Raw genomic sequence first — 20974 nt, forward strand, 5'->3', positions numbered from 1 at the left:
AACCGGCTTCGGGTCCTCTGGATAAGGAACATCCGGATGAGCGGAGCGAACGCAATGGCTGACAAGGCGTCCATCAAGTCGCGGAAGCTCGACGGGAAGGCAGACGCCGAGCGAGCGGCGGCAGCGCCGACCCTCCTTTCCGGCGGCAACCCGCAGATCGCCAAGGGCCATGGCGATGCACCGGTACAGGCCTACATCGCGGCGATGCCGGGCTGGAAGAGCGACGTCGGACGCCGCCTCGACGCGCTGATCGTGCGCACCGTTCCCGGCGTGCGCAAGGCGGTCAAATGGAACTCGCCTCTCTACGGCGTGGAGGACGAGGGCCAAGGCTGGTTTCTCGCCTTTCATTGCTTCACCAAGTACGTCAAGGTGACGTTCTTCCGTGGCGCGTCGCTTCGTCCTCTGCCTGCTGGCCAATCCAAGCACAAGGACGTGCGCTACCTCGACGTCTATGAGGATCAGCTCGACGAAGCGCAGTTCGTCGATTGGGTGAAGCAGGCCAGCCAGCTTCCCGGCGAACGGATGTGAGCGGGAAGTTGCGAAGTACGAAAAGGGCGGCGACTAATTGAACCGATCGATTGGCGGGTTGCGGGCTTTACATCCGCGGCTGCCGCAACTATTTGACGGGCCAGCTCAAGACCAACGCAAAGAAGCAGGACAATGCGAGCGGAAATCCAGAACGTAGTCGATGAAACCAAGCAGGCTATCACCCTGCTGAGGAGGCATCTTTGACTGGGACCAGGCGATTAGACGGCTGGACTGGTTGAACAACAAGGCAGAGGACCCGAACCTCTGGAACGATGCCCAGGAAGCACAGAAGCTGATGCGCGAGCGCCAGCAGCTCGATGACGGCATCAGCGGCGTGAAGCAGCTGGAGCAGCAGCTGAACGACAATGTCGAGCTCATCGAGATGGGCGAGGAAGAGGGCGACGAGGATGTCGTCAAGGAAGCCGAAGACACTCTGAAGGGCCTGAAGACCGAGGCCGCGCGCCGCCAGGTGGAAGCCATGCTTTCCGGCGAGGCCGACGGCAACGACACCTATCTCGAAGTGCATTCCGGCGCCGGCGGCACCGAAAGCCAGGACTGGGCGAACATGCTGCTGCGCATGTATACCCGTTGGGCCGAGCGTTCGAAGTTCAAGGTCGAGCTTCTCGAAGTCCATGACGGCGAAGAGGCGGGCATCAAGTCGGCGACGCTGCTCGTCAAGGGCCACAATGCCTATGGCTGGCTGAAGACGGAATCGGGCGTGCACCGGCTCGTGCGCATCTCGCCCTATGACAGCAATGCGCGCCGTCACACGTCCTTCTCGTCGATCTGGGTCTATCCGGTGGTGGACGACTCGATCAACATTGACATCAACGAAAGCGATTGCCGCATCGATACCTACCGCTCGTCGGGTGCGGGCGGCCAGCACGTCAACACGACGGACTCGGCGGTGCGCATCACGCACATTCCGACCGGGATCGTGGTGGCCTGCCAGCAGGAGCGCTCGCAGCACAAGAACCGTGCCAAAGCCTGGGACATGCTGCGCGCTCGTATGTATGAGGCCGAGCTCGAGAAGCGCGAAGCGGCGGCCAACGCCGAAGCTGCCTCCAAGAGCGATATCGGCTGGGGTCATCAGATCCGCTCTTACGTGCTGCAGCCCTACCAGCTCGTCAAGGACCTGCGCACCGGTGTTGCGAGCACCGCGCCGGGCGACGTGCTCGATGGTGAACTCGACGAGTTCATGGAAGCAGCCCTTGCGCACCGCATCAGCGGCAAGCCGGACGCTGTCGTCGACGATATCGACTGAGTTTTGCTCGCAGGTTGACCTAACGAAAGCCGCTTGCAGCAGGCCGTTGCAGGCGGCTTTTCCATGCCGCCAGAAGCGGCCGTTTACGCGTCAATTTACCGTTGCGTACTTCCATTTTACGTCGCTGGCATGGCAGCCTCCGGTATCAATCTGGAGGGCGTCGAATGCGCAGGTTGGCTTTTCTCACGGCATTGATAGCCCTGGCATTTGCGAGTTGTTCAAACGCCGCGGGTCCGTCGCCTCTCAGGCTGAATGAGCGTTTGATGGAACGGCGAGCCGTCGAGGCCGTGGTCTGGGGGATGCCCGCCGTCAACTACGACCTGATGCGCCAGGAGATGCTGACAAAGACCGGGGCAAAGGTCGGCGAGGTCATCTATTGGGGGCGGCCGCTCGAGTGGCGAAACCAGACGCTGACGCCCAATCCCGATGCGCTGTACTTCATGGTGTTCTTCAGCAACCAAGGACGGGCCCGTTGTTCTCGATCTTCCGGCGGCGGAGGCTAAATCCTCCTTTAACGCCAACATCGTGACGGTGTGGCAGATGCCGCTCGAAGACGCAGGTTCGCTGGGATACGACAAGGGCAAGGGTGGCAAGTTCGTCATTCTGCCGCCTGGTTACAAGGACAAGGTTCCCGATGGCTTTATCCCTTTGCAATCGGACACGTACGGCGGATACATGCTATTTCGCGCGAACCTCGTCAGTCATGGTGATGCGGATGTCCAAGCATCGATCGATTATGGTCGAAAACTGAAGGTCTATCCGCTTTCTCAGTCGGCCAATCCTCCCGAAACGACGTTCATCGACGTCAAGGATATCCTGTTCGACTCCACCATCCGGTGGGACACCACGTTCTTCGACAATCTCGATCGGATCGTCCAGGAAGAACCCTGGCTGGTCCGCGACAGGATCATGATCGATCAGCTCAAGACACTCGGCATTGAAAAAGGAAAGCCGTTCAGGCCAAGCAACGTGGACAAGACACTGCTGGCGTCAGGCATAGAAGAGGCGCGAAGCCTTCTTGAGATGCAATATGATGCTGGGTTGCCGCCGTTCTTCTCGGAGAGGAGCCGCTGGACGTTTCCGGCCTTCCCGGACCTCATAAAGGCAGGATCCGTGGGGTTCGACGAGCCCGATTCCTACCCGGTCGACTATCGTGGCGTGGGCTACAGCTACGCATATATCGGCATCAAACATCTCGGTGCCGGGCAGTTCTACGCAATCTCCATTCGCGACAAGGACGGGGATGCGTTCGAAGGCGGCAAGACCTACAGGCTCCGTGTGCCGCCGAATGTTCCGGTGAAGCAATACTGGTCCGTGACCGCTTACGACCGCGAAACGCACGCGTTGATCCGGAACGTCGACCGCGCCAGCCGGTCCTCCCAGATTCCCGAATTGATCAAGAACGCCGACGGCTCGGTCGATCTCTTCCTCGGCCCCACGCCGCCTGCGGGAAAGGACGTGAACTGGATACCGACCGACCTGTCGCGCAAGTTCGAGCTGATGTTTCGCGCTTACGGACCCACTGAGGAATTCTTCCAGAAGAAGTGGGTTCTTTCCGATGTCGAAAAGATGCAGTGAGGATGGCTCGACCGGCGTCCGCCAGTGCCACCCGCGGGGACGCAAACCGGGGTCCCGCGTTGCCAGCGCCGGTTCCCGCATTCTTTCAGCAGTCAGTTCGTCCCGGCGCAATCCCTGGCTGACTTGATCATTTTGGCAATACCGGATTTAAGGAGGGCGATTTAACGGGCTGGATTCGATGACAAACGTTCTTGCTGCAAGCGGCGGCGTCAAGCAGATCATCTGCATCAACTGGGGCACGAAATATGGCGCGCCCTTCATCAATCGCTTGTATGCCATGGTCGCGCGCAACATCACGCCGCCTTTCACGTTCACCTGCTTCACCGACAATCGCGACAATCTCCATCCCGGCATACTCTGCGAGGACCTGCCGCCGCTGGACGTGGAGAACATGCCGGTCAACACCAAGGGGATCTGGCCGAAGGCGCGCCTTTGGGGGCCAAGGCTCGGCAACCTCAAGGGACCGGTGCTGTTTCTCGATCTGGACCTCGTCATTGTCGGCTCGCTCGATTTCTTCTTCGAGATCGGCGACGTCGACGACGTGGTCATGGCGCGAAACCAATCGACACCTTTGGAGCGGCTGGGACAGACCTCGATCTTCCGCTTTCCCGTCGGCAAGCTTATCAGCCTGCAGGAGAAGTTTCGCGCAGATCCCCAGGCGGTCGCCGACCGCTACAGGTTCGAACAGCGCTTTGTCACCCGCAATGCGCCCGGGGGCGTGAAGTTCTTTCCGCGCAAGACGGTCCTGCATTTCCGGCGAGACTGCCGCTGGCCGTTTCCGCTGAACTACTTCCTGGTATCGCGGCTGCCGAAAGGGGCCAGGGTGGTTCTCTTTCCCGGCGGGTTTCATCCCCAGCAAGCGATCGATGGCCGCGCCAAGGCGAACCAGCCGCGCGTCAGCGCCATGGAATATCTGAGGGGCGCGCTTTCTCTTATACGCAAAGGCCGAAGCCCCTTCAAATATCTGCGGCGCTACATTCTGCCGACACCCTGGGTGGCCGAGCACTGGCGCGAGTGACGCAAGGCGCTACCGTCGGACGGTTCACGCCCAGGAAACGACGACCTTTACGGTGCGGTCAGTTCGTCGGCTTCTCGATCTTGATCTCGCCGAACTCATCGATGAGCACCGTCCATGTCTCGGAGTCACCGTCCGGATCGGTCTTCAGATAGACCGTAGCGAAGAGCCCCGGCTGCTCGATGATGCCCGTTGAGGTTTCCGGGCGGATGTCGGTGATATAGGGCTTGAGCTGCGTGAACTCGTCGAGCTCAACGCTTGAGACGATCTCCGGGCCGCTGCCGGTCTGGGCGATCTGCTGAAGATAGACTTTCGACGTCCTGTCCGGCTGGCGGACGGCAAAGAGTTTGTAATATCCGTGGCGCGGTTCCGGGGCTGCCTTCGCCGGTTCGGTGGCTGCACCGGGCGCATGTTCGATGAGGATATCGGCGGGGCTTTCCTCCCAATAGCCGGTGCTGGTTGCGCAGATCACAGCCGCCGGAAGGGCCACCTCGGCCGGGCTGACGGCCTTTGCGAGATCCGCCGAAGCGCTGACCAGGGTTGCTGTGAGAAGAGCCGCTCCAAGCCTCATTGCTTCAGTCCGCGAATTGTTCGGCAAGGATGCGATCCGACCACGAGCGGTCGGGATCGGACAGGATTCGCGCGGTCATGTGCTCCGATTGTGCGATGCGGATATGCAGCACGGACTTGACCTCCGTATTGTCGGCCACCGCATTCACGGGCCGCTTTGCGGCTTCGAGAATATGGATGTCGACCGTAACCTTGTTCGGCAGCAACGCGCCGCGCCAGCGCCGCGGCCGAAAGGCGCTGACCGGGGTCATGGCGAGCAGGGGCGCTTCGAGCGGCAGGATCGGCCCATGGGCGGAAAGATTATAGGCCGTGGAGCCCGCGGGCGTTGCCACCATCAGCCCGTCGCAGATCAATTCCTCGAGCCGCACATGTCCGTCGACTTCGACGCGCAGCTTGGCGGCCTGATAGGACTGGCGGAACAGCGACACCTCGTTGATGGCAAGCGCCGTGGAGTTGCTGCCATCGGCATTGGCCGTCGTCATCTGGAGGGGATGAAAGGCATTTTCGACAGCCGCGCAAATGCGGTCAGGCAGTTTCCTCGTGTGATAGTCGTTCATCAGGAAGCCGACGGAGCCGCGGTTCATGCCGTAGACGAGCTTTCCGGAATTCATCGTGTGATGCAGCGTCTGCAACATGAATCCATCGCCCCCGAGGGCGACGATGACGTCGGCCTCCTCGGCGGGTACATCACCGTAGAGGCGAATCAGTTCTTCCCGTGCGGCAAGCGCCTCCGTGGCCGGGGAGGCGAGGAAACAAAGCGTCTGAAATGAGCGTCCCATGCAATGCCCTTTATGATCCTTCCTTAGCTAAAGGATAAAGGGCCTGTGCGACAAGGCATTTCGCGCCAGTAGCGGTACGCCTGGACGATACCATTCGGTGTAGCGGCGGGAATGGCGCTGCTACTGCTGTTCCCTCGTGCCGAGCGCTGCCTCGCGCTCATCCTGGTCTTCGAGGTCGGTCTCCACCAGGCAGGCGTCGCCGTGGAGACGCGTCACTTCTTTGACGGCGCGGCCGGGTTTGTCGTCCCGTCGGGGCTGATGTCTCCGGACGGATCCGCTGCATCTGCCGGGTGGCCCATGCTCGAGGCCACTCCGCGTGCGCCCTGCAATCGGGCTTCCTCGCGACGCGTTGCAGCGGCTGCCGTATCCGAGCAGCGTGCATCATCCGTGCCGGAATCGAATCTGCGGTCCTGACTTTGCATAACGTTCTCCCTTCTTGTGGGACTGGTCAATTGCGTGTGGCGGCGTCTGGCCGGGTGCTTCGGACTGGCTGGAGTTGTAGACACTCACAATCGCAATCCTGCGTTTCCCGTTCATCGCGCGAGAGTTTGCGGTTCGTCAGCATCCCGTAGGCAATCGCGCAACCAAGGAGCAAGGTGCTGCCGACACTGGCAAAGGCCGAAAAATACTCGGCAACCATGGTTCGACTTCTTTGACGACTCGAACCCGACGGAGGCGGATTTGTTCCGTCCAATGCATGGTTGGCGGTCGGACCGCTGATCAGTTTCGCAGTCGTGAGGCGGCCCTCAGGCCAGCCGCCGGAGCGAACCGGCGTAACGATCCGAGGCCCGTTCGATGTTATCGAGGTTATTCATGAGGTCCACCATGTCACAGGCTTCCGCCCACTGCATGCCGCTGATGGGCACGCCATCCAATTCCGCCGGCTCCATCGTCAGTCCGTCGACGACAAGCCAACGGTCGTCGGCCTCATGCCGCAGATTGTACCGTCGCATCACTTAACTCCCGCGCTACGACTGTACCATATTTTTACATTTTGGCGTGAATGAGAACACGCTAAAGCAAGCAACGGAAGGGATTACGCGTCAATGAACGGAGGGGTCGGCATCGTCCAGAAACGACCGTATGCCGTCGCGCGCGACTGTCGCCAGAAATTCGTCGAAGGCTTCGCGGTCAGTCGCAAACGGCTCGTCCCAGCGGATCAAGTCCTCGCCTTGCGTGACGACCTCCATCGTCCAGTCTTCATTGGAGCCTGCAGTGCGGAAGATATCGACGAGGACGGTTATCCCGTCTTCGGAGAATTCACCCGCCAGCTCTGAATGTTCGAGTTTGGAATTCTTGGACATTCGCGCTCAATCCATAATGCTGTCGGGTCACCGTGGGCGACTACCTTCAGGTGCATACCGCATGTTGTCAAGGAATGAACGGTTCGGGAGCAGTGAGGCTGTACGCCTGAATACACCGCGCGGCTCGGCGAGTTGTGATGCCGGCAGAGCTACCGTTTGCTCCGGCAATACTGGCGGTGGATCGGACTAAACCAAAGGAAGGCGTGGGCATCCCGAAAACTCAGAAAGGCGTCCTGAAGCATGATGGATTGAGATGGCTCTTGGGATTAGCTTCAAAGGTGCCAACTGGAGGGCAAGAGCCCGCAATTGAAACCTGAAGGCAGCACCGATGACCGACACGCTAGAGCACAACGATCCCGCCATCGAAGAACTGATGAAGGATGCAATAACCACCTACATGTTGGATAGCTTCAACATCGAGGATCGGCTGAGGACAGCCGTCCAGAAGATCGCGGAGGAACTGCTCGCGGAGGAACTAGCTGCACTGAGGGGGAGGGCTGCGAGGGCAAAGACCTCCGATCTCCAGGACGGAGAAATGTTGGTAGCGGCTTAGGTGCGCGATGGGATGCTGCCTGCGCGACCACCCGTAACCAGTGATCTACTCTAGGTCGGCGCATTGCCGCCGATCGATCCGGACCTTCCCGTAAGCCCTGCCGTTGCGCGGGGCTTTTTTTGTCGCAAGCAAGATGAATCTGAAAGTCACCAAGGGGTGACTGGGCGGCGGTTGGCTGATCACGAGATCTAGAAACCAATCATGAACACTGCGGCCCAGAACAAGGCGGACAATTCTGCAGCCACCATAAAACCAATCGCGGTGTCGCTCATGATCTCCTCCTTAGGACAACCTCCATTGCCTAGGGAAAACTATAGAGCACGGATGAAGGTTCCGCTACCCACTATATGTAGACGGTCATTCGAGCGGTCAAAGCCACTGGATTGCAAGGCGTAGATCGCGTTTTGAATGGTGCGTCCTACCTCTGTTCACGTAAGCAGCGAATACACGAAAGCGCCGACAGAACCCCAAAAGACAACCAGCACAAGCGACATCGACAAAACGAAGATCTTCGTCACAGCAAAAACTCCGCAACCTTTACTCAGCAGAAACCGAAACTAATGCAGGGGCCGAAGGTTGGTATCGGCACAAGGTCCTGAACGGACCGGACTTTGGTCTGATGTTCTCTTGCTGAAAGCCGGTGGCTCAGCGCCGCGGCGCCGCTCTTCACGCCGGGATCAAGGGCGGCCGCCCATGCCTGATCCACCCATAGCCTCGGGCTTTTCACCGATTTGCCGTCTCACCAGCTTCAACGTCCCATCCGGCTGGACGATATAGGTTTCCCGGACCCATCGCCCGAGATTATCCGTAAACTCATGCGGCAGAACGCTGCCGGCAGGCGATTTGGTGAGGCGCGCCACGTGGCGACCATACGTGATGCTGCCGGGTATCGGCTCGATTTCGACGGAACCGCTGGAGCAGGACGAGAGCACAACCACTGCCGCGAATGCAATGATGGAAGGCTTCATGGATGTCCCTTTTAGAAGACGCGCGGCTCCCTGACCGCGAGATGACGATGTTCCGCCTGATACCATAAATGACGAATTTTCTGAAGAGATGGTGCGGTAGCGAACCCTCGGTTCTTTCCTATCAATATAACCCGTTCGGGTGATTGTCGGTGTTGGGTTTGCCCCTTAGTTTTGAAGGGTACAGGCCTATCTCAGGGAGGGGAAGATGGCACTTACCGGTCAATTCGACAGCGTCATTTACGTTCAGCGCAAGCATTTCATCGACGAAGTGACGAGCCTCGAAGAGGTGCTCGACTACCTCAAGAATTGGCCGGAAGAGCGGCGAGGCCTGTCATACGACACGCTGCTCAGGGCGTGCCGTGAAGCGGTTGCCGGAAGATTTCCTGTGAGCGCCGTGGGTGAGAATTTTCGACGCTTCGTCAAGAGGTCCGGTATGCTGGCCGAGACACAGGACGTTCCCAGCTTCGCTAACTAACGGCTCAAACGAGGCGCCAGGTGTCAAAGCGCGGGCCGTGCTGGAGGCGGGCTTTCTACGACCTGTCACCGTGAAAAATTGCAATTCGCAAATTTAACGGTCCGGCTTCTGGCCCACTTTACGCCTCACCAGCTTCAGGGTTCGATCCGGCTGGACGATATAGACTTCCTGCACGAAGTTTCCGAACTCGTCGTCAAACTCATGCGGCATGGCGCTACCGACAGGCGATTTGACGAGGCGTGCCACGTGGCCGCCATAGGTGATGCTGCCCGGAATTGGCTGGATTTCGGCGGAACCGCTGGAGCAGGACGAGAGCGCAATCACTGCCGCCGATGCAATGACAGCGGGCTTCATAGGTGACCTTTTCAGAAGACGGGCGACCGTCGAGCTTTGGCGCATTTCTCAATTCCGCCCGATATCATCAACGAACAATTCTCAACGGAACAGAATACTCCGACTTGTCCCCGGCGACAACGTAACGACGCGCTCGCGGGCGAAGAGTCCGCGCCGTTCCAGGGTCGGTGGAGCGATCAACGGCGCAAGTCCGCGGAGAACCAATTCGAGTGGTCTCGAACCTCTAGGATCGCTTAATATTATCAAGCGGGCTTATTGGTGCACGCATTGGCCGCGTCTGACTTCATTCCGATTTTTGGGCTTGGCATATTTCGCGATCATGCCAGCGGGACACCTCTTGTCGTCATAGAGAACCGTCTCGCCGGGCGCTAGTGATGCGGCGGTCGGCTTTTGCTTCACGACCTTGATGGCGGCATCGGGCCGGCGCGAAGAACGAAAGGAATATTGCCGCCGACGCCAAAGTAATTGTCGAGCGTGTCACGTTCCGCTCCGTCTATTGATAACCTTCGATAGATGTAGAGCAAACAAGCCTGCAAGGAAACTTTGCAAATTGGATTAGCCCGTCACCTTAATTGTTGCCGGTTTCCATCACGGGATTTCGATTTTACTCCGGCGGAAGCTCTCGGTAGGCTTCGTGATGTCTTTTCAACTGGGAGTGAGACCAATGAAACGCCGGTTTGCCGTTGTCGCAGTCGCTTTGGCCTGGTCCGGGGCGGTCTATGCGCAAGACACCAGCATGAGCTTCTTTGTTACGAGCGTTAATCCCGGGAAGGGAGGGGATCTCGGCGGCCTACAGGGAGCAGACTCATATTGCGACACTCTGGCGAAAGCTGCCGGGTCGACGGGCAAGACGTGGAAGGCTTACCTGTCTACGGATGCGGAAAATGCCAAGGATCGCATCGGCAGCGGTCCGTGGTACAACGCCAAGGGCGAAAAGATCGCCGACGACATCGCATCCCTCCATAGCGACAAGAACAACCTGACCAAACAGACAGCCCTTAACGAGAAGGGGGAGGTCATCAACGGTAGGGGTGACACGCCCAATCGCCACGACATTCTGACAGGCTCGAAACCTGATGGAACTGCGGCGGCGGAAACCTGCGGCAACTGGACGATGGGCGGTGCGGAAGGTGTCGCGATCGTCGGCCATTGTGACCGCACGGGTTTGAACGATTCCGCCGAGGCGAAATCCTGGAATGCGTCGCATCCGACGCGGGGCGGCTGCACGGTTGAAGCCTTCAAGGGCACCGGCGGTGAAGGACTGTTCTATTGCTTCGCCGCCAACTGACCCCAAGGTCGGCTGTCTGAAATGGAAGGCCGGGCACCGGCGACCGGGTGAAGAACCCGGACCGGGTTAGCTACCCTTCATTTACGGCATGAAGTGGCAGGCCCGACTAAAGCATAGAACTATCGATCGTCGGGATTTCGCCTGCCTCAGCTCTCATCTTCGCCTGGGCAAGGGCGAACTCTCTGGCGTCTGAGTCTCTGTGGAGGATCATCGCCAAGGCGGTTCCCGTGATCCGAAATCGGCCGCAGGTGGGACAGACGAATTCGACAACGTCTTCTATCCCCGATATGTCCTCTTGGGCTGGTTCAATGGATATGGGGCAGGTGTCATTGGTCCAGTTCATTCAATCCTCCCAAGGTTAAACCATGCCATCCCTGAAAAACGCCCGGCATGAGAGGTTCGCGCAGCGGCTCGCCAAAGGCAAGACGGGCGAAAGTTGAATGCTGGTTACCGGAATGGAGGATTTTCTTCGATCCAGTCGTCCGTGCCTCTGAGGCTTCGGTTCTGCTTATGGTTGCTCGTCAACTCGGATACCATCAGCTTGTCCGTCTCGTCGAGAAATCGACGGTAATGGTCGTGAACTTCCGCCGCTGTACTGGCCAGGTTTACCAGCCAACATGACAACTGGTATTTGTGGGCGCCACGGCTCATGAGATCACGAATGAGGGCCGATAAGCGGGTGAACTCTCCTTCTTGACGAGATCGAATGTCAGTACGAACGGGGGCATGCTCCCATCCTCTCTCGGTTGCATGGGCAAACAACGCATAGCTACCATGAGTGTCAAGTCACTAGATTGAGCTATGCGCCCGCCCAGGCGCACTGTACCACTTACGGTGCCAGCGCAGCTTGCTGCACATACACATGGGTCGTCTCTCTGTGTGCCGGATCGCCGAGCACCACCAGCCCGACGATGATACCCGCGATCGCTGTTGCAATAATGGCGAGCGGGAAGGCCGTGCCGCTCTTCTTTTCGTCGCCGTATATCATGGGTGGTTTCTCCCTGAAGGCCCCGGCGACATTGCCGCCGGGGTGCCGCACAACTCAGACAATGATGTAGACGATCTTGAAGCTCGAGGGCTCGACGATCACGATCCGGCCGTCGGCCAGAATGAAGAAGCGATAGCCCTCATATTGCGGGACGAGCTTGACGATTCGTGTCGGCACTGGCTCAAGGTGAACCTTCTTCGGGATCACCGTACCAACTGACACCGTGAAATCGACATCGCGAACCGGCTCGACGTTGACCTCCTTCACGACTTGGCGGATCTCGGTCTTCTGTTCGACAGAGATGTTGACATTGGAGGTGTTGGTCTCAGTCGAGGTGCTTCCCGTAGTTTGGGTATCGGTCGATCCCGATGCGCCAGACTTGGCGTTTCCTTCAGTGTTCGTATTTCCTTCAGTAGAGGAAGCGTCACCGGAGCTCTTCGTCGAGCTCTTGCCACTTTCAGTCGAGCTCTTGCCACTCTCGCTGCCGGACGAGGACTTGCTCTGTGAAGACGATCCGTCATCGGGTTTCGTCGTGTCCTGCTGAGTGTTGGTCGTGCCTTGCTGTTGAGTGGAAGGCTGATCAGTTCCCTTCTGCGAGGACGAGCCGGACTTATCCGTTTTTCCACTATCGGGCTGCGTTGCACCACCTTCCGTGCCGCCGGACGGCGCTTGCTGATCGGAACCGCTGCCTTGCGACTCTCCGCCCGATGGCTGTTGCGACGTGCCGGATTGCGGCTGCTCGCCTTGCGTCGCGCCTTTCTTGGGCAGTATGGGGGCATCCTGGGCGGATGCGGAAAGCAGGCCGAGCGGCGAGGCGCCGAAGGCAAGCGAGGCGATCAGAACAGGTAGAATCTTGCGTTTCATTGCTTAGGCTCCTGGCTAGGACGCGGTCTGCCGGCGGGCGCGGCATGGCGTCCTTGAGTGTTGATTTTGATGAGGGCCGTGCTGGGACGGACGGACGCGGCTTGCCGCATCCATCCATCCATCGTCGTCAGTTGACGATCTGGATGACCTTCCGTGAGGAGGGCTCCACAATGACTCGCTGGTCGTTCACGACTGCGTAAGCATATGTCGGGTCGTCGGGGACGGGGGTTACCACAACCGTCTGCGGAAGCGGCTGGCCGACAACGACCTTCTCCTTGATGACGACGGTGTCCGACGGCGGGGGCGCTTCGCGGACATAGGTCACGACCTTCTGCGGCGGCGGATCGAGCAGTGTGCCGACGACCGCACCCGCTGCGCCACCGACTGCGGCGCCCACCGGACCGCCGACGATCGCGCCGGTGGCCGCACCGCCAACCGCGCCGTTGACCGTCGAGGAGCCCGCAAAGGCGGCGCCCGACATGAGCGCCATCGCAGCGCCAGCGACGAGGATTTTCTTGAACATTTTCTTCTCCATTTCCGCGGCTGTTCTCGCAACCGCATAGGCGACAAACGACCGTTCATCGCAGGAGTTCCGGGCATCAGACCATTGGCTGGCGGCGCCTAAGACCCTGGTCTGAGTGGGACGGAGGGCGTGGTGGCATGCAGGGAGAGGCCGGCAATTGACCGGCACCAATGATGGCCGGTAGGCAGGCAAACGTTCTGTTTACCAAGGCCGCAGGAAATGAAACGGCGGTCGGGAACCGACGCTAGGATAAACCGTTCACGCTGCGGGAGGTACAGCGCCATGAAGCGGGTAAATTGGGAAGCTCCGATCACCCTTGAGGATCCGGAGACCGGCATGGTGCGGACGGTCACGTCCGCGAGACAGGCCAAGCTCATGCTGAGCCGGTTCTGGCCTGCCTATCATGGCAGCCAATACCATCGGGCCGAGCAGGTGTGCGCCGCCGCCTTGCAGCGTGGCCGCGACCCAGCGAGGTTCGCCGGGCATTCATCGCCGCAGCGGTCGAGGCGCATTTTCATTTGAGCTGAAAGAGGGATGCAGGCCTTAGTTCTGAATCGGCAAGCGTAGTATCGCTAGTAGTGGTTGCGCTCCTCAAAGCCTGTGTTGCCGGATGACGGCGAGTGCCTCGTCGGCGATCACCTGCTCCTCATCCGTTGGAATGACGAACGCCGATATCTTGCTGCCGCGCGCGCCGATGACCGTCGCATTCGACTTGTTGGCGGCCTCGCTTAGCGAAAGCCCCATCCAGCCGAGATGACGCTCGACGCCCTTGCGGATTTCCGGCTGGTTCTCTCCAATGCCGGCCGTGAAGACCAGCGCATCGATGCCGCCTATCGAAACGGCGAGGCGGCCGATCTCGCCGGCGATCCGGAAGCAGAAAAGAGCAAGCGCCTCTTTGGCCTCTGGATGAGAGTCTTCTGCGAGCACCCTCGTGTCGCCGCTAATGCCCGAGACACCGAGAAGACCGCACTGGTGATACAGAAAGTCCTCCAAGCGATCGGCGTCGTGGAGTTGCGTCCGGAGCAGGTGGACCAATGCGCCGGCGTCGATCGATCCCGGCCTCGTCGCCATCGGAACTCCATCGAGAGCGGAAAACCCCATGCTCGTATCCATGCTGACGCCGTCGATCATACCGCAAAGACTGGCCCCGCTGCCGAGATGTGCGCAGATCAGTCTGCCGCCGCTGATATCAGGCGCGATTTTCTTGAGCTGCCCAGAGACGAACTTGTAGGAAAGACCGTGAAACCCGTAACGCCGTATTCCTGCATCATGCATTGCTCGCGGTATCGCCAAGCGCGCCGACAGGCTGCCCTGCGACGAATGGAACGCCGTATCGAAGGATGCGGTTTGAATAACTGATGGATGCAGCGCTCGGACGGCATGAATGACTTCCAACGCCTTCGGTTGATGCAGGGGCGCCAATGGAACCAGGTCTTCGATTTGCGAGAGGGAGGCGTCGTCCACAACTGCAGGGCCGCGGAAGGTCGATCCGCCATGGACGACGCGATGACCGACAAACCCGATGGCAGAGCCGGCCCGAAGGAGACGATCGAAAATCTCCGACACCAGGCGTTCGTCAAGGCGATCGACGCCGGGCAGCTCGACTTCTTTCCTCTCGTCCCCGATTGAGTACCGCAACCGTGATTGTTCGCCCAAAAGCACGGTGCCCCGGCCGACCTGCTTGGCATTTCCGCTGCCGATGTCGAAGATGCCAATCTTGAGACTGGATGATCCTGCATTGAAGGTAAGACCAACTTTCTCGATCATTTGAACCTCACATCAGGCGGCTGCCTTGTTCTCGAGTTCAGATAGGTCGGGCACGCAACTTTCAAACTCCTTGTGTGCCAGTTCGGCTGGCGAACTCCTCGGGCCGTGCGGCGGTATCGTGATAAAATGAGTTCGTTAGAGCCGACGGCGATGAGCGGGCTGCGGACGCTCCGGCGGGCGGCCGCCTGCAGATGGAGGCTGACGTGAAGTCGATGGTGCTTGATAGAATTCGAACGCCCCTGCGCCTGGTGGAACTGCCGGATCCCCGTCCCGCAGCCGGGCAACTCGTCATCAGGGTCGAGGCCTGCGGCGTCTGCCGGACAGACCTGCACGTATTCGACGGCGACCTCCCGAATCCAAAGCTTCCCTTGGTTCTGGGCCACGAGATCGTCGGAACCGTCGAGGCGGTGGGTGAGGGCGCGCCCGAAGACCTGCGTGGACGACGGGTCGGCGTTCCGTGGTTGGGGCACACTTGCGGATCCTGTCCGTATTGCCGCAGCGGACGGGAAAATTTGTGCGATGACCCCGGATTTACCGGCTACACGCTGGACGGCGGTTTTGCGACGCATGTGGTTGCCGACGCGCCCTATGCATTCGTGCTGCCGGATGGATCAGATCCCGTCGCCACAGCCCCGCTGCTTTGCGCCGGACTGATCGGCTGGCGCAGTCTCAAGATGGCTGGAGACGGAAAGGCCATCGGTCTCTACGGCTTTGGGGCGGCAGCCCATATCCTCGTGCAGGTCTGTCGCTGGCGGGGGCAGGAGGTCTATGCCTTCACTCGGCCGGACGACGAAGCGGGAAGACGCTTCGCCATGGAACAGGGCGCCGTCTGGGCCGGATCGTCCACCGAAACGCATCCTCTTCCGCTCGACGCAGCCATCCTTTTCGCCCCCGCGGGCGAACTCGTCCCGCAGGCGCTCGCCGCGGTCCGCAAGGGCGGTACCGTCGTTTGCGGAGGCATCCATATGAGCGACATACCCGCCATGCCGTATCGTCTCCTGTGGGGCGAGCGACGTCTTGTCTCGGTCGCCAATCTCACCAGGAGCGATGCGCAGGAATTCTTCGGGATCGCGAAGGCGGCGAACGTCCGGACGGTCACGAGCACCTATCCGCTCGAGCGGGCGAACGAGGCGCTCGAGGACCTTCGCGCAGGCAGGCTCAACGGAGCGGCCGTCATCGTGCCGTAAGCTCAAAGTCTCGACTACGCATACCGTCCTATTCAACGGCCGCGGCGGTTCTCCCGGTGACCTCCCGCAGCAAAATCCCATAGAAGACGTGCGGCGATTTCGCCGCGACCGGGAGCTCATGCGGCTTAAGGGCGCCGATTTCCCACCAGTCCGAGTGCTTTTGAAGCAACGACCATGCGTGGAGCCGTTCGCTGCGCCAGACTTCAGTGTCCGGAAACTCCTGGTATCGGCCCTCAACGACAACGCTTGCCCAGCTCTTGCCGGCTTGCCAGCGCTGGGCTTGGAGGCAGACCTTGTCGTTTTCCCGCATCGAGTCGATCTTTCGTCCTGGCATGGAGAAGGCATAGGCTATGCCATTCTGGTAGGCGAAATAGATTGGCACGACATAAGGCTGCCCGTCCTTGCTGCAGGCCAAATGGCCAAAACGGGATTCTTCGAGAACCGAGAAGCACTCAGCCTGGGTCATATCTCTAAGGCTCATTGTCATTGCTCTGTTCCTTTTCCACGCGGCGGTGAATCAAGCCTACGACGCTGCCGAAACGCCTCATTGACCTTGGGCAATGCAGGTCCGCCGCTCCGAAGAAGCTCGTGAGGGCGGGGCGTCGGCCAACTCTCACGGAGGCAAATATGCGCTATTCTGTAGGAAATGTGCCAGCGACTGTTTGTGGTCAAACGCGGAATTGCGCGGTGCCAGACCGACGGGTTCGATCAAGCCAACAGCCGGCAGCGCGTTACCGGCCTCGCCGATGCAAGAGGAGATCGGACGCCGAAAGGTTCAGCGGGAAAAGCACAAATCGCTGATAATTAAGGGATAGCGACCTTCGGCTCCATAAGCTGTTGCGCGAGCAAGCCGGCGTGCGGCGGGAGCGCAGAGAAATCACGCGCGCAAAGATAAAGCTGCCTAAGCGCCCAGGGGTCTCGCAGCGGCACAATGGCCAAGCCGAGGTGCGCCAAGTCTTTAGCGGAAGCCTCCGGTAAAATGGCGACCCCTACACCTGATTCAACCATCATCGCGATGTTCTCGATCCGCCTGAGTTGAATGCGATAGTAAATCTGACGACCCAGGCGGGCTGCGCGCTCTCCCAAATGAGCTTCCAGCGCCGCATCGGACAAGCCGACGAACGGCTCACCCACGATTTCCGCAAAGGCTATCGATCGTTGATCGCTGATGCGATGCGTTTCGCTCGCCACAACGACGAGTTGGTCTTGCGCGATAAAACGAGTTTGCAAAGCTGCCAGGTCGGCGGTGTCAGCCACAACTCCCAAATCAGCACGACCTTCCGCGATGGCCAGTGCAATCTCAGTGCTTGGACGTTCATGGAGGTCGATAGAAAGATCGGGATAGGCTATCAAGAACCGGCCGAGTTGATGCGGCAGAAACAAAGCCAACCCAGCCGTGTTGGACAAGAGCCTGATGCGCCCTTTCAGGCCAGCGCCGTAGGTGCGCAGTTCTCCACGCATCTGCTCCACCTGGTCCAGGATCAAACGGGCATGGCGGATCAGCGCATCACCGGCCGCAGTCGTAGTGACCCCCCGTCTGTTTCGTTCCAGTAGTTGCGCGCCAAGCGAAAATTCCATTCCGGAAATGCGCTCGCTCACGGATGCGAGAGCTAGATTCATGATCTCGGCGCCCTTGGTGAGGCTGCCTTGCTCCACCACGGTCAGGAACAACCGCATATCCGTCAAATCGAAGCGCAATGCCGTTCCTTCGCTTTTGCCGAACTTTCCCATCGGAAATTACCAATTGTGACGGTTGGTTCGCTCGCTTACTTTGCTACGTGCGACGCCATATTCCCTGATTTTCGATGGCAACACAAGGGATTGGCGCCTTGATGACAGCTGGTCCGCTCGCCGGCCCGTCACACCATGAACGCGCGGGTGCCATCGGTTCACGCGAAATCTTCGAATGCAACACTTTTCGGGCCGGGTAAGCCAAAATGAACGATTACTTTTCGCCGCACGTCCTGATTATCGCGTTGACGTTCCTCCTCGCCGGGATCGTCAAGGGCGTGTCGGGGATGGGGTTGCCAACCGTCGCTGTGGGTATTCTCGGTGCGATCATGTCGCCAGTCAGCGCGGCTTCGCTGCTGGTTATCCCATCCTTTGTCACCAATTTTTGGCAACTGTTTACCGGGCCGAATTTCCTTGTCGTAATGAAAAGGCTTTGGTTGATGATGCTCGGCATCGTGATTGGTACACTCGCCGGCTCATGGCTTCTGACGCGCGCCAATACCGAATGGACAAGTGTTGGATTGGGCTCCGCCTTATTTCTCTATGCAGTGCATAGCCTCTGGGCGAAGCCGTTGTCGGTTCCCGCTCGCCTTGAGCGTTTACTATCGCCTGTTATAGGGTTGACGACCGGGGTAATCACCGGAGGAACTGGCGTTTTTACGATCCCAGCCGTTCCCTACCTCCAGGCCCTCGGCCTTTCCAAAGATGATCTTATCCAGGCGCTCGGGCTGTCGTTCACGGTCTCGACAATCGCGCTTGCGGCGGGCCTGGCTCGTGGCGGAGCTTTTCATCTTGATAATATTACTTTGTCCACACTTGCCATCATCCCGTCGTTGCTGGGCATGTGGGTCGGAACAGCGATCCGTGAGCGCATAAGCGCCACAACTTTTCGGCGCTGGTTCCTGATCTTCCTGGCCATTCTTGGTGTCGAACTCGTGGTTCGCCCACTCTTCTTCTGAGACAGATGACGATGCACCAGAACGTAAGCCCCTCCGTTCCATCGGACCCCGCCACCCTCACCGAGCGCTATGACACCAGCGCCAAGTGCGACTTCCTCAAGGAGAGCGGCCAATGATCAGGCTCGAAGACGTTCAGCGCGGCTATGACGCAGGGGCCACAAAGCGTCACAACGCCGAGTGGGTTCGCAAGATCGATGGCACGCCCATCGCCAACGACAACCGCCGACTAGTTGGTTCAAAGGATCATGCTGGCGACAGTTTCTTACGGCGCGTCTGAGGCTTGCCTGCCGTTAATAAAACTTTATTTGCATAAATGGATTTAATTCCTATTTTGATTGTGTGGGCAAGCGCCAGAATTACTCCGAGTTACCTTCGAGGTGGCAGCATCTTCGCGATGTGCATCAGGAGCTGGGGGCCCACACCCTCACTTCTTTTCTTGATAGCGTCTGACGTATTCAACGAACGTTTCCTGCTCGTCGTTCAGCGGCGTTTTGCCAAAAGGCGGGATGAGCGTGAGACCACAGTTCAACCGTTGTCCCATCTGCTTCAAAAGGCGAGGGGTTAGAACCTGCCCGTACCTCGGTTCACAAAAGCCATACGTGTTCGGCTCTAGGGCATTCCAAACCGCGCTCGTAAATACATCAGCTATTTGGAGCCCGGCTCGATTGCTGTGGTTTTCTACGGCAACGTCGGACGGCTCCAAAACGGACCAGTCAATCGATCTGACCGGCTTCATCAGTTCCCGGCCATCTCGCATGAACTCCAAATACTCGCGCATAACGTGGTAGTCCGTGCCTCTGCGTCGAGAAAAGACGACGGTCAGATGAGCCGCGTCGTCGCTTTCCATCTTCGCTTTCGACCGGCAAGCTGCCGTCAGCCGTTCGAGCAAGAAGCGGGTCATATAATTATACAAATGCTGTTTTTGCTTGAATATTTCCTTTTTCGGATGGGACAGCAATGTGATCTTATTTGATGCTATGACGCATCCACCGACAGGCTTGTCGGCCAGCATCAGGCAGGCTTGGACGCGTTGCTCATGCTTCAGGTCACGGAAATGAAGGTCGCGGGACCTCTTCTTTGGGAATTGGTCCATGATGTCGTTGCGCCATTGAGGCAACTGACCATCAACTTCGGAGGAAACAACGAGTGCGCCGATCGCGAACCAAGCAGATTGGGCAGTTGGTCCCTTGCCTGCCAGCTTGCCGAAACCTTCATCTCCGGCTTCATCGACATACGCAACAAATCTCTGAGGCAATTGTACTACCCGACAAACAGAGTGCGCGCCGCTTTCCACTTGGCTCCAACCAAACTCCCCATCGCTGCGCCGATAGCTCCGCAGATCGCCCCTACAAGCCCGTATACTACCCACGAGGGCCATGCGCCCATAAAAGCCAGCATTTGTTCCCCTTGCAAATATGCGGCTGTGTGCCTGAAAAAATTCTACCGTTGCTTGAGAGACGCATCTAATGAGAATTGCTCATTGTAAGAGTAAAGTTGCCGAACCATACGATTCCGTCAATCCAGCATTATGATGAAATCAGGACTTGCTTAACGCGACCGGACAACTATCGCGGTAAAAGGCATTCTCACGACAAGGAACGATCAATGAAATCCAATAGTGTCGGGTTCTCCCAAGATCTCTTGCTGTCGACCGCGAACGCGTTTGGCCCATTTAAGTTTTCCACTCTGGATATGGCAGATAAGTTGCAAATGACGGAGCCCGATGAATGGCAACGAGTTCTCGACCAATACGGGGAAGGCGGCAAAGGAGCCGGTCGACATTTCACAGTTATCTCCAGCGTCTCACAAGGGCTCAAGAAGCTTAGCAATCGAGGCCTGTTGTTCCAGCGGGACTACGAGCCGGCGCCTGCTAAGCACGGTAGCCCGATTGTCCGTTATTGGAGCACATCTGAAGGCGCGGTAGATTATTTCTATCCCGATGAGCCGCATCCTGACGAAACGTTCTTCGAGGGCGCCGTCGTGAAAATAAAGGTCAACCGCTATGAGCGAAGTGTGAAAGCCCGTGAGGCCTGTATCGCTCACTATGGCGCGAAATGCGTCGGCTGCGGTGACGACCTTGGCAAGAAGTATGGCGATCGCGGTTCGGGCCTCGTTCACGTCCATCACGTTCGTCCGATATCCGAAATCGGTGCCGAGTATGAGGTCGATCCCATTAAAGATCTTCGACCGGTCTGCCCAAACTGCCATGCGGTTATTCACCGTGGCGAAACCATGCTGTCCATGGACGAGTTGGGTGAAATTCTGATGTCCTCATAACC

General features: G+C 58.7%; 26 protein-coding genes and 1 pseudogene. 12 read left to right on the plus strand and 15 right to left on the minus strand.

The annotated features are described in order from the left end of the window. The first annotated feature begins 54 nt into the window (after nt 1–54). From HGP14_RS07710 to HGP14_RS07725, 4 genes and pseudogenes are all read left to right on the plus strand, one after another. Nucleotides 55–528, plus strand: a complete 474-nt coding sequence (locus tag HGP14_RS07710; RefSeq protein ID WP_168829615.1) for a DUF1801 domain-containing protein — start codon at nt 55–57, stop codon at nt 526–528. A 132-nt stretch (nt 529–660) separates the two neighbouring features. Continuing rightward, nucleotides 661–1792 (plus strand): peptide chain release factor 2 gene (gene prfB / locus HGP14_RS07715; protein WP_168829263.1). Its coding sequence is split into 2 segments (ribosomal slippage): nt 661–729 and nt 731–1792, totalling 1131 coding nucleotides; the frame shifts between segments, so codons are not numbered across the junction. A 164-nt stretch (nt 1793–1956) separates the two neighbouring features. Then, nucleotides 1957–3370, plus strand: a pseudogene (locus HGP14_RS07720) (DUF1254 domain-containing protein). A 178-nt stretch (nt 3371–3548) separates the two neighbouring features. Next, nucleotides 3549–4388: a glycosyl transferase gene (locus tag HGP14_RS07725; protein WP_168829264.1), complete on the plus strand. Its 840-nt coding sequence runs from the start codon at nt 3549–3551 to the stop codon at nt 4386–4388. A gap of 58 nt (nt 4389–4446) precedes the next feature. Here the strand turns inward: HGP14_RS07725 and HGP14_RS07730 are convergent, their stop codons facing one another. The 4 genes from HGP14_RS07730 to HGP14_RS07745 form a co-directional block, all read right to left on the minus strand. Continuing rightward, nucleotides 4447–4956: a hypothetical protein gene (locus HGP14_RS07730; protein ID WP_168829265.1), complete on the minus strand. Its 510-nt coding sequence runs from the start codon at nt 4954–4956 to the stop codon at nt 4447–4449. Nucleotides 4957–4960: 4 nt separating this feature from the next. Then, nucleotides 4961–5734 (minus strand): NAD kinase, encoded by a 774-nt coding sequence (locus HGP14_RS07735; RefSeq protein ID WP_168829266.1) that lies wholly within the window; start codon nt 5732–5734, stop codon nt 4961–4963. Nucleotides 5735–6480: 746 nt separating this feature from the next. Next, nucleotides 6481–6687 carry a hypothetical protein gene (locus HGP14_RS07740; protein WP_168829267.1) on the minus strand — a complete coding sequence of 69 codons (207 nt, stop codon included), beginning with the start codon at nt 6685–6687 and terminating at the stop codon, nt 6481–6483. Between the two features lie 90 nt (nt 6688–6777). After that, nucleotides 6778–7038 carry a hypothetical protein gene (locus HGP14_RS07745; protein WP_168829268.1) on the minus strand — a complete coding sequence of 87 codons (261 nt, stop codon included), beginning with the start codon at nt 7036–7038 and terminating at the stop codon, nt 6778–6780. Nucleotides 7039–7366: 328 nt separating this feature from the next. On the opposite strand from HGP14_RS07745, the gene HGP14_RS07750 reads away from it, so the two are divergent. Further along, nucleotides 7367–7591, plus strand: coding sequence for a hypothetical protein (locus tag HGP14_RS07750; RefSeq protein WP_168829269.1), 225 nt, complete (start codon nt 7367–7369; stop codon nt 7589–7591). Between the two features lie 677 nt (nt 7592–8268). Here the strand turns inward: HGP14_RS07750 and HGP14_RS07755 are convergent. Next, nucleotides 8269–8559: a hypothetical protein gene (locus HGP14_RS07755; RefSeq protein ID WP_168829270.1), complete on the minus strand. Its 291-nt coding sequence runs from the start codon at nt 8557–8559 to the stop codon at nt 8269–8271. A 205-nt stretch (nt 8560–8764) separates the two neighbouring features. On the opposite strand from HGP14_RS07755, the gene HGP14_RS07760 reads away from it, so the two are divergent. Continuing rightward, nucleotides 8765–9034, plus strand: coding sequence for a DUF982 domain-containing protein (locus HGP14_RS07760; protein ID WP_168829271.1), 270 nt, complete (start codon nt 8765–8767; stop codon nt 9032–9034). Nucleotides 9035–9127: 93 nt separating this feature from the next. Here the strand turns inward: HGP14_RS07760 and HGP14_RS07765 are convergent, their stop codons facing one another. Continuing rightward, nucleotides 9128–9388 carry a hypothetical protein gene (locus HGP14_RS07765; RefSeq protein ID WP_168829272.1) on the minus strand — a complete coding sequence of 87 codons (261 nt, stop codon included), beginning with the start codon at nt 9386–9388 and terminating at the stop codon, nt 9128–9130. A 252-nt stretch (nt 9389–9640) separates the two neighbouring features. Further along, nucleotides 9641–9787 (minus strand): DUF6719 family protein, encoded by a 147-nt coding sequence (locus tag HGP14_RS36435; RefSeq protein ID WP_312862102.1) that lies wholly within the window; start codon nt 9785–9787, stop codon nt 9641–9643. A gap of 265 nt (nt 9788–10052) precedes the next feature. Here HGP14_RS36435 and HGP14_RS07770 point away from each other — a divergent pair, with 265 nt between their 5' ends. Continuing rightward, on the plus strand, nt 10053–10676 hold the full coding sequence (locus tag HGP14_RS07770; protein ID WP_168829273.1) for a hypothetical protein: 624 nt from the start codon (nt 10053–10055) through the stop codon (nt 10674–10676). Between the two features lie 106 nt (nt 10677–10782). On the opposite strand, the gene HGP14_RS07775 is transcribed toward HGP14_RS07770, so the two are convergent. From HGP14_RS07775 to HGP14_RS07790, 4 genes are all read right to left on the minus strand, one after another. Continuing rightward, nucleotides 10783–11019 (minus strand): hypothetical protein, encoded by a 237-nt coding sequence (locus tag HGP14_RS07775; RefSeq protein ID WP_246704377.1) that lies wholly within the window; start codon nt 11017–11019, stop codon nt 10783–10785. 486 nt (nt 11020–11505) lie between these two features. Continuing rightward, nucleotides 11506–11664 carry a hypothetical protein gene (locus HGP14_RS07780; RefSeq protein WP_168829274.1) on the minus strand — a complete coding sequence of 53 codons (159 nt, stop codon included), beginning with the start codon at nt 11662–11664 and terminating at the stop codon, nt 11506–11508. Between the two features lie 54 nt (nt 11665–11718). Further along, entirely contained in the window at nt 11719–12528 is an 810-nt protein-coding gene (locus tag HGP14_RS07785) for a DUF1236 domain-containing protein (protein WP_168829275.1), read from the minus strand. 127 nt (nt 12529–12655) lie between these two features. Beyond that, nucleotides 12656–13051 (minus strand): DUF1236 domain-containing protein, encoded by a 396-nt coding sequence (locus HGP14_RS07790; RefSeq protein ID WP_168829276.1) that lies wholly within the window; start codon nt 13049–13051, stop codon nt 12656–12658. Nucleotides 13052–13333: 282 nt separating this feature from the next. Between HGP14_RS07790 and HGP14_RS07795 the strand changes: the two genes are divergently transcribed. After that, nucleotides 13334–13573 carry a DUF982 domain-containing protein gene (locus tag HGP14_RS07795; protein WP_168829277.1) on the plus strand — a complete coding sequence of 80 codons (240 nt, stop codon included), beginning with the start codon at nt 13334–13336 and terminating at the stop codon, nt 13571–13573. 69 nt (nt 13574–13642) lie between these two features. On the opposite strand, the gene HGP14_RS07800 is transcribed toward HGP14_RS07795, so the two are convergent. Then, nucleotides 13643–14818: an acetate/propionate family kinase gene (locus HGP14_RS07800; RefSeq protein ID WP_168829278.1), complete on the minus strand. Its 1176-nt coding sequence runs from the start codon at nt 14816–14818 to the stop codon at nt 13643–13645. A gap of 203 nt (nt 14819–15021) precedes the next feature. Here HGP14_RS07800 and HGP14_RS07805 point away from each other — a divergent pair, with 203 nt between their 5' ends. Then, a complete protein-coding gene (locus HGP14_RS07805) occupies nt 15022–16005 on the plus strand; it encodes a zinc-dependent alcohol dehydrogenase family protein (RefSeq protein ID WP_168829279.1) in 984 nt (327 codons plus the stop codon). Between the two features lie 28 nt (nt 16006–16033). On the opposite strand, the gene HGP14_RS07810 is transcribed toward HGP14_RS07805, so the two are convergent. Together HGP14_RS07810 and HGP14_RS07815 are read right to left on the minus strand one after the other, a co-directional pair. Next, nucleotides 16034–16492 carry a pyridoxamine 5'-phosphate oxidase family protein gene (locus tag HGP14_RS07810; RefSeq protein ID WP_168829280.1) on the minus strand — a complete coding sequence of 153 codons (459 nt, stop codon included), beginning with the start codon at nt 16490–16492 and terminating at the stop codon, nt 16034–16036. A gap of 317 nt (nt 16493–16809) precedes the next feature. Further along, the gene (locus HGP14_RS07815; RefSeq protein ID WP_168829281.1) at nt 16810–17736 is read right to left on the minus strand and encodes a LysR family transcriptional regulator; all 927 of its coding nucleotides are present in this window, start codon (nt 17734–17736) and stop codon (nt 16810–16812) included. Between the two features lie 206 nt (nt 17737–17942). On the opposite strand from HGP14_RS07815, the gene HGP14_RS07820 reads away from it, so the two are divergent. Both HGP14_RS07820 and HGP14_RS07825 read left to right on the plus strand, forming a co-directional pair. Continuing rightward, entirely contained in the window at nt 17943–18695 is a 753-nt protein-coding gene (locus tag HGP14_RS07820; RefSeq protein ID WP_168829282.1) for a sulfite exporter TauE/SafE family protein, read from the plus strand. Nucleotides 18696–18807: 112 nt separating this feature from the next. Continuing rightward, nucleotides 18808–18972, plus strand: a complete 165-nt coding sequence (locus HGP14_RS07825) for a hypothetical protein (RefSeq protein WP_168829283.1) — start codon at nt 18808–18810, stop codon at nt 18970–18972. A gap of 147 nt (nt 18973–19119) precedes the next feature. Here HGP14_RS07825 and HGP14_RS07830 read toward each other — a convergent pair whose 3' ends face one another. Next, the gene (locus HGP14_RS07830) at nt 19120–19950 is read right to left on the minus strand and encodes a DUF3800 domain-containing protein (RefSeq protein ID WP_168829284.1); all 831 of its coding nucleotides are present in this window, start codon (nt 19948–19950) and stop codon (nt 19120–19122) included. A gap of 350 nt (nt 19951–20300) precedes the next feature. On the opposite strand from HGP14_RS07830, the gene HGP14_RS07835 reads away from it, so the two are divergent. Beyond that, nucleotides 20301–20972, plus strand: coding sequence for an HNH endonuclease (locus HGP14_RS07835; protein ID WP_168829285.1), 672 nt, complete (start codon nt 20301–20303; stop codon nt 20970–20972). Nucleotides 20973–20974 lie beyond the last annotated feature (2 nt).

It is taken from the genome of Rhizobium sp. P32RR-XVIII, assembly GCF_012641395.1.
In the GTDB taxonomy this organism is placed as follows: domain Bacteria; phylum Pseudomonadota; class Alphaproteobacteria; order Rhizobiales; family Rhizobiaceae; genus Rhizobium.

Bases quoted from the DNA above. Each gene is read 5' to 3' on its own strand.
- HGP14_RS07825 (WP_168829283.1), top strand. From the start codon at position 18,808: ATGATCAGGCTCGAAGACGTTCAGCGCGGCTATGACGCAGGGGCCACA.
- HGP14_RS07820 (WP_168829282.1), top strand. From the start codon at position 17,943: ATGAACGATTACTTTTCGCCGCACGTCCTGATTATCGCGTTGACGTTC.
- HGP14_RS07785 (WP_168829275.1), bottom strand. From the start codon at position 12,528: ATGAAACGCAAGATTCTACCTGTTCTGATCGCCTCGCTTGCCTTCGGC.
- HGP14_RS07750 (WP_168829269.1), top strand. From the start codon at position 7,367: ATGACCGACACGCTAGAGCACAACGATCCCGCCATCGAAGAACTGATG.
- HGP14_RS07760 (WP_168829271.1), top strand. From the start codon at position 8,765: ATGGCACTTACCGGTCAATTCGACAGCGTCATTTACGTTCAGCGCAAG.
- HGP14_RS07810 (WP_168829280.1), bottom strand. From the start codon at position 16,492: ATGACAATGAGCCTTAGAGATATGACCCAGGCTGAGTGCTTCTCGGTT.
- HGP14_RS07795 (WP_168829277.1), top strand. From the start codon at position 13,334: ATGAAGCGGGTAAATTGGGAAGCTCCGATCACCCTTGAGGATCCGGAG.
- HGP14_RS07765 (WP_168829272.1), bottom strand. From the start codon at position 9,388: ATGAAGCCCGCTGTCATTGCATCGGCGGCAGTGATTGCGCTCTCGTCC.
- HGP14_RS07740 (WP_168829267.1), bottom strand. From the start codon at position 6,687: ATGCGACGGTACAATCTGCGGCATGAGGCCGACGACCGTTGGCTTGTC.
- HGP14_RS07815 (WP_168829281.1), bottom strand. From the start codon at position 17,736: ATGGGAAAGTTCGGCAAAAGCGAAGGAACGGCATTGCGCTTCGATTTG.
- HGP14_RS07790 (WP_168829276.1), bottom strand. From the start codon at position 13,051: ATGTTCAAGAAAATCCTCGTCGCTGGCGCTGCGATGGCGCTCATGTCG.
- HGP14_RS07755 (WP_168829270.1), bottom strand. From the start codon at position 8,559: ATGAAGCCTTCCATCATTGCATTCGCGGCAGTGGTTGTGCTCTCGTCC.
- HGP14_RS07745 (WP_168829268.1), bottom strand. From the start codon at position 7,038: ATGTCCAAGAATTCCAAACTCGAACATTCAGAGCTGGCGGGTGAATTC.
- HGP14_RS07725 (WP_168829264.1), top strand. From the start codon at position 3,549: ATGACAAACGTTCTTGCTGCAAGCGGCGGCGTCAAGCAGATCATCTGC.
- HGP14_RS07780 (WP_168829274.1), bottom strand. From the start codon at position 11,664: ATGATATACGGCGACGAAAAGAAGAGCGGCACGGCCTTCCCGCTCGCC.
- HGP14_RS07730 (WP_168829265.1), bottom strand. From the start codon at position 4,956: ATGAGGCTTGGAGCGGCTCTTCTCACAGCAACCCTGGTCAGCGCTTCG.
- HGP14_RS07775 (WP_246704377.1), bottom strand. From the start codon at position 11,019: ATGAACTGGACCAATGACACCTGCCCCATATCCATTGAACCAGCCCAA.
- HGP14_RS07835 (WP_168829285.1), top strand. From the start codon at position 20,301: ATGAAATCCAATAGTGTCGGGTTCTCCCAAGATCTCTTGCTGTCGACC.
- HGP14_RS07770 (WP_168829273.1), top strand. From the start codon at position 10,053: ATGAAACGCCGGTTTGCCGTTGTCGCAGTCGCTTTGGCCTGGTCCGGG.
- HGP14_RS07800 (WP_168829278.1), bottom strand. From the start codon at position 14,818: ATGATCGAGAAAGTTGGTCTTACCTTCAATGCAGGATCATCCAGTCTC.
- HGP14_RS07735 (WP_168829266.1), bottom strand. From the start codon at position 5,734: ATGGGACGCTCATTTCAGACGCTTTGTTTCCTCGCCTCCCCGGCCACG.
- HGP14_RS07710 (WP_168829615.1), top strand. From the start codon at position 55: ATGGCTGACAAGGCGTCCATCAAGTCGCGGAAGCTCGACGGGAAGGCA.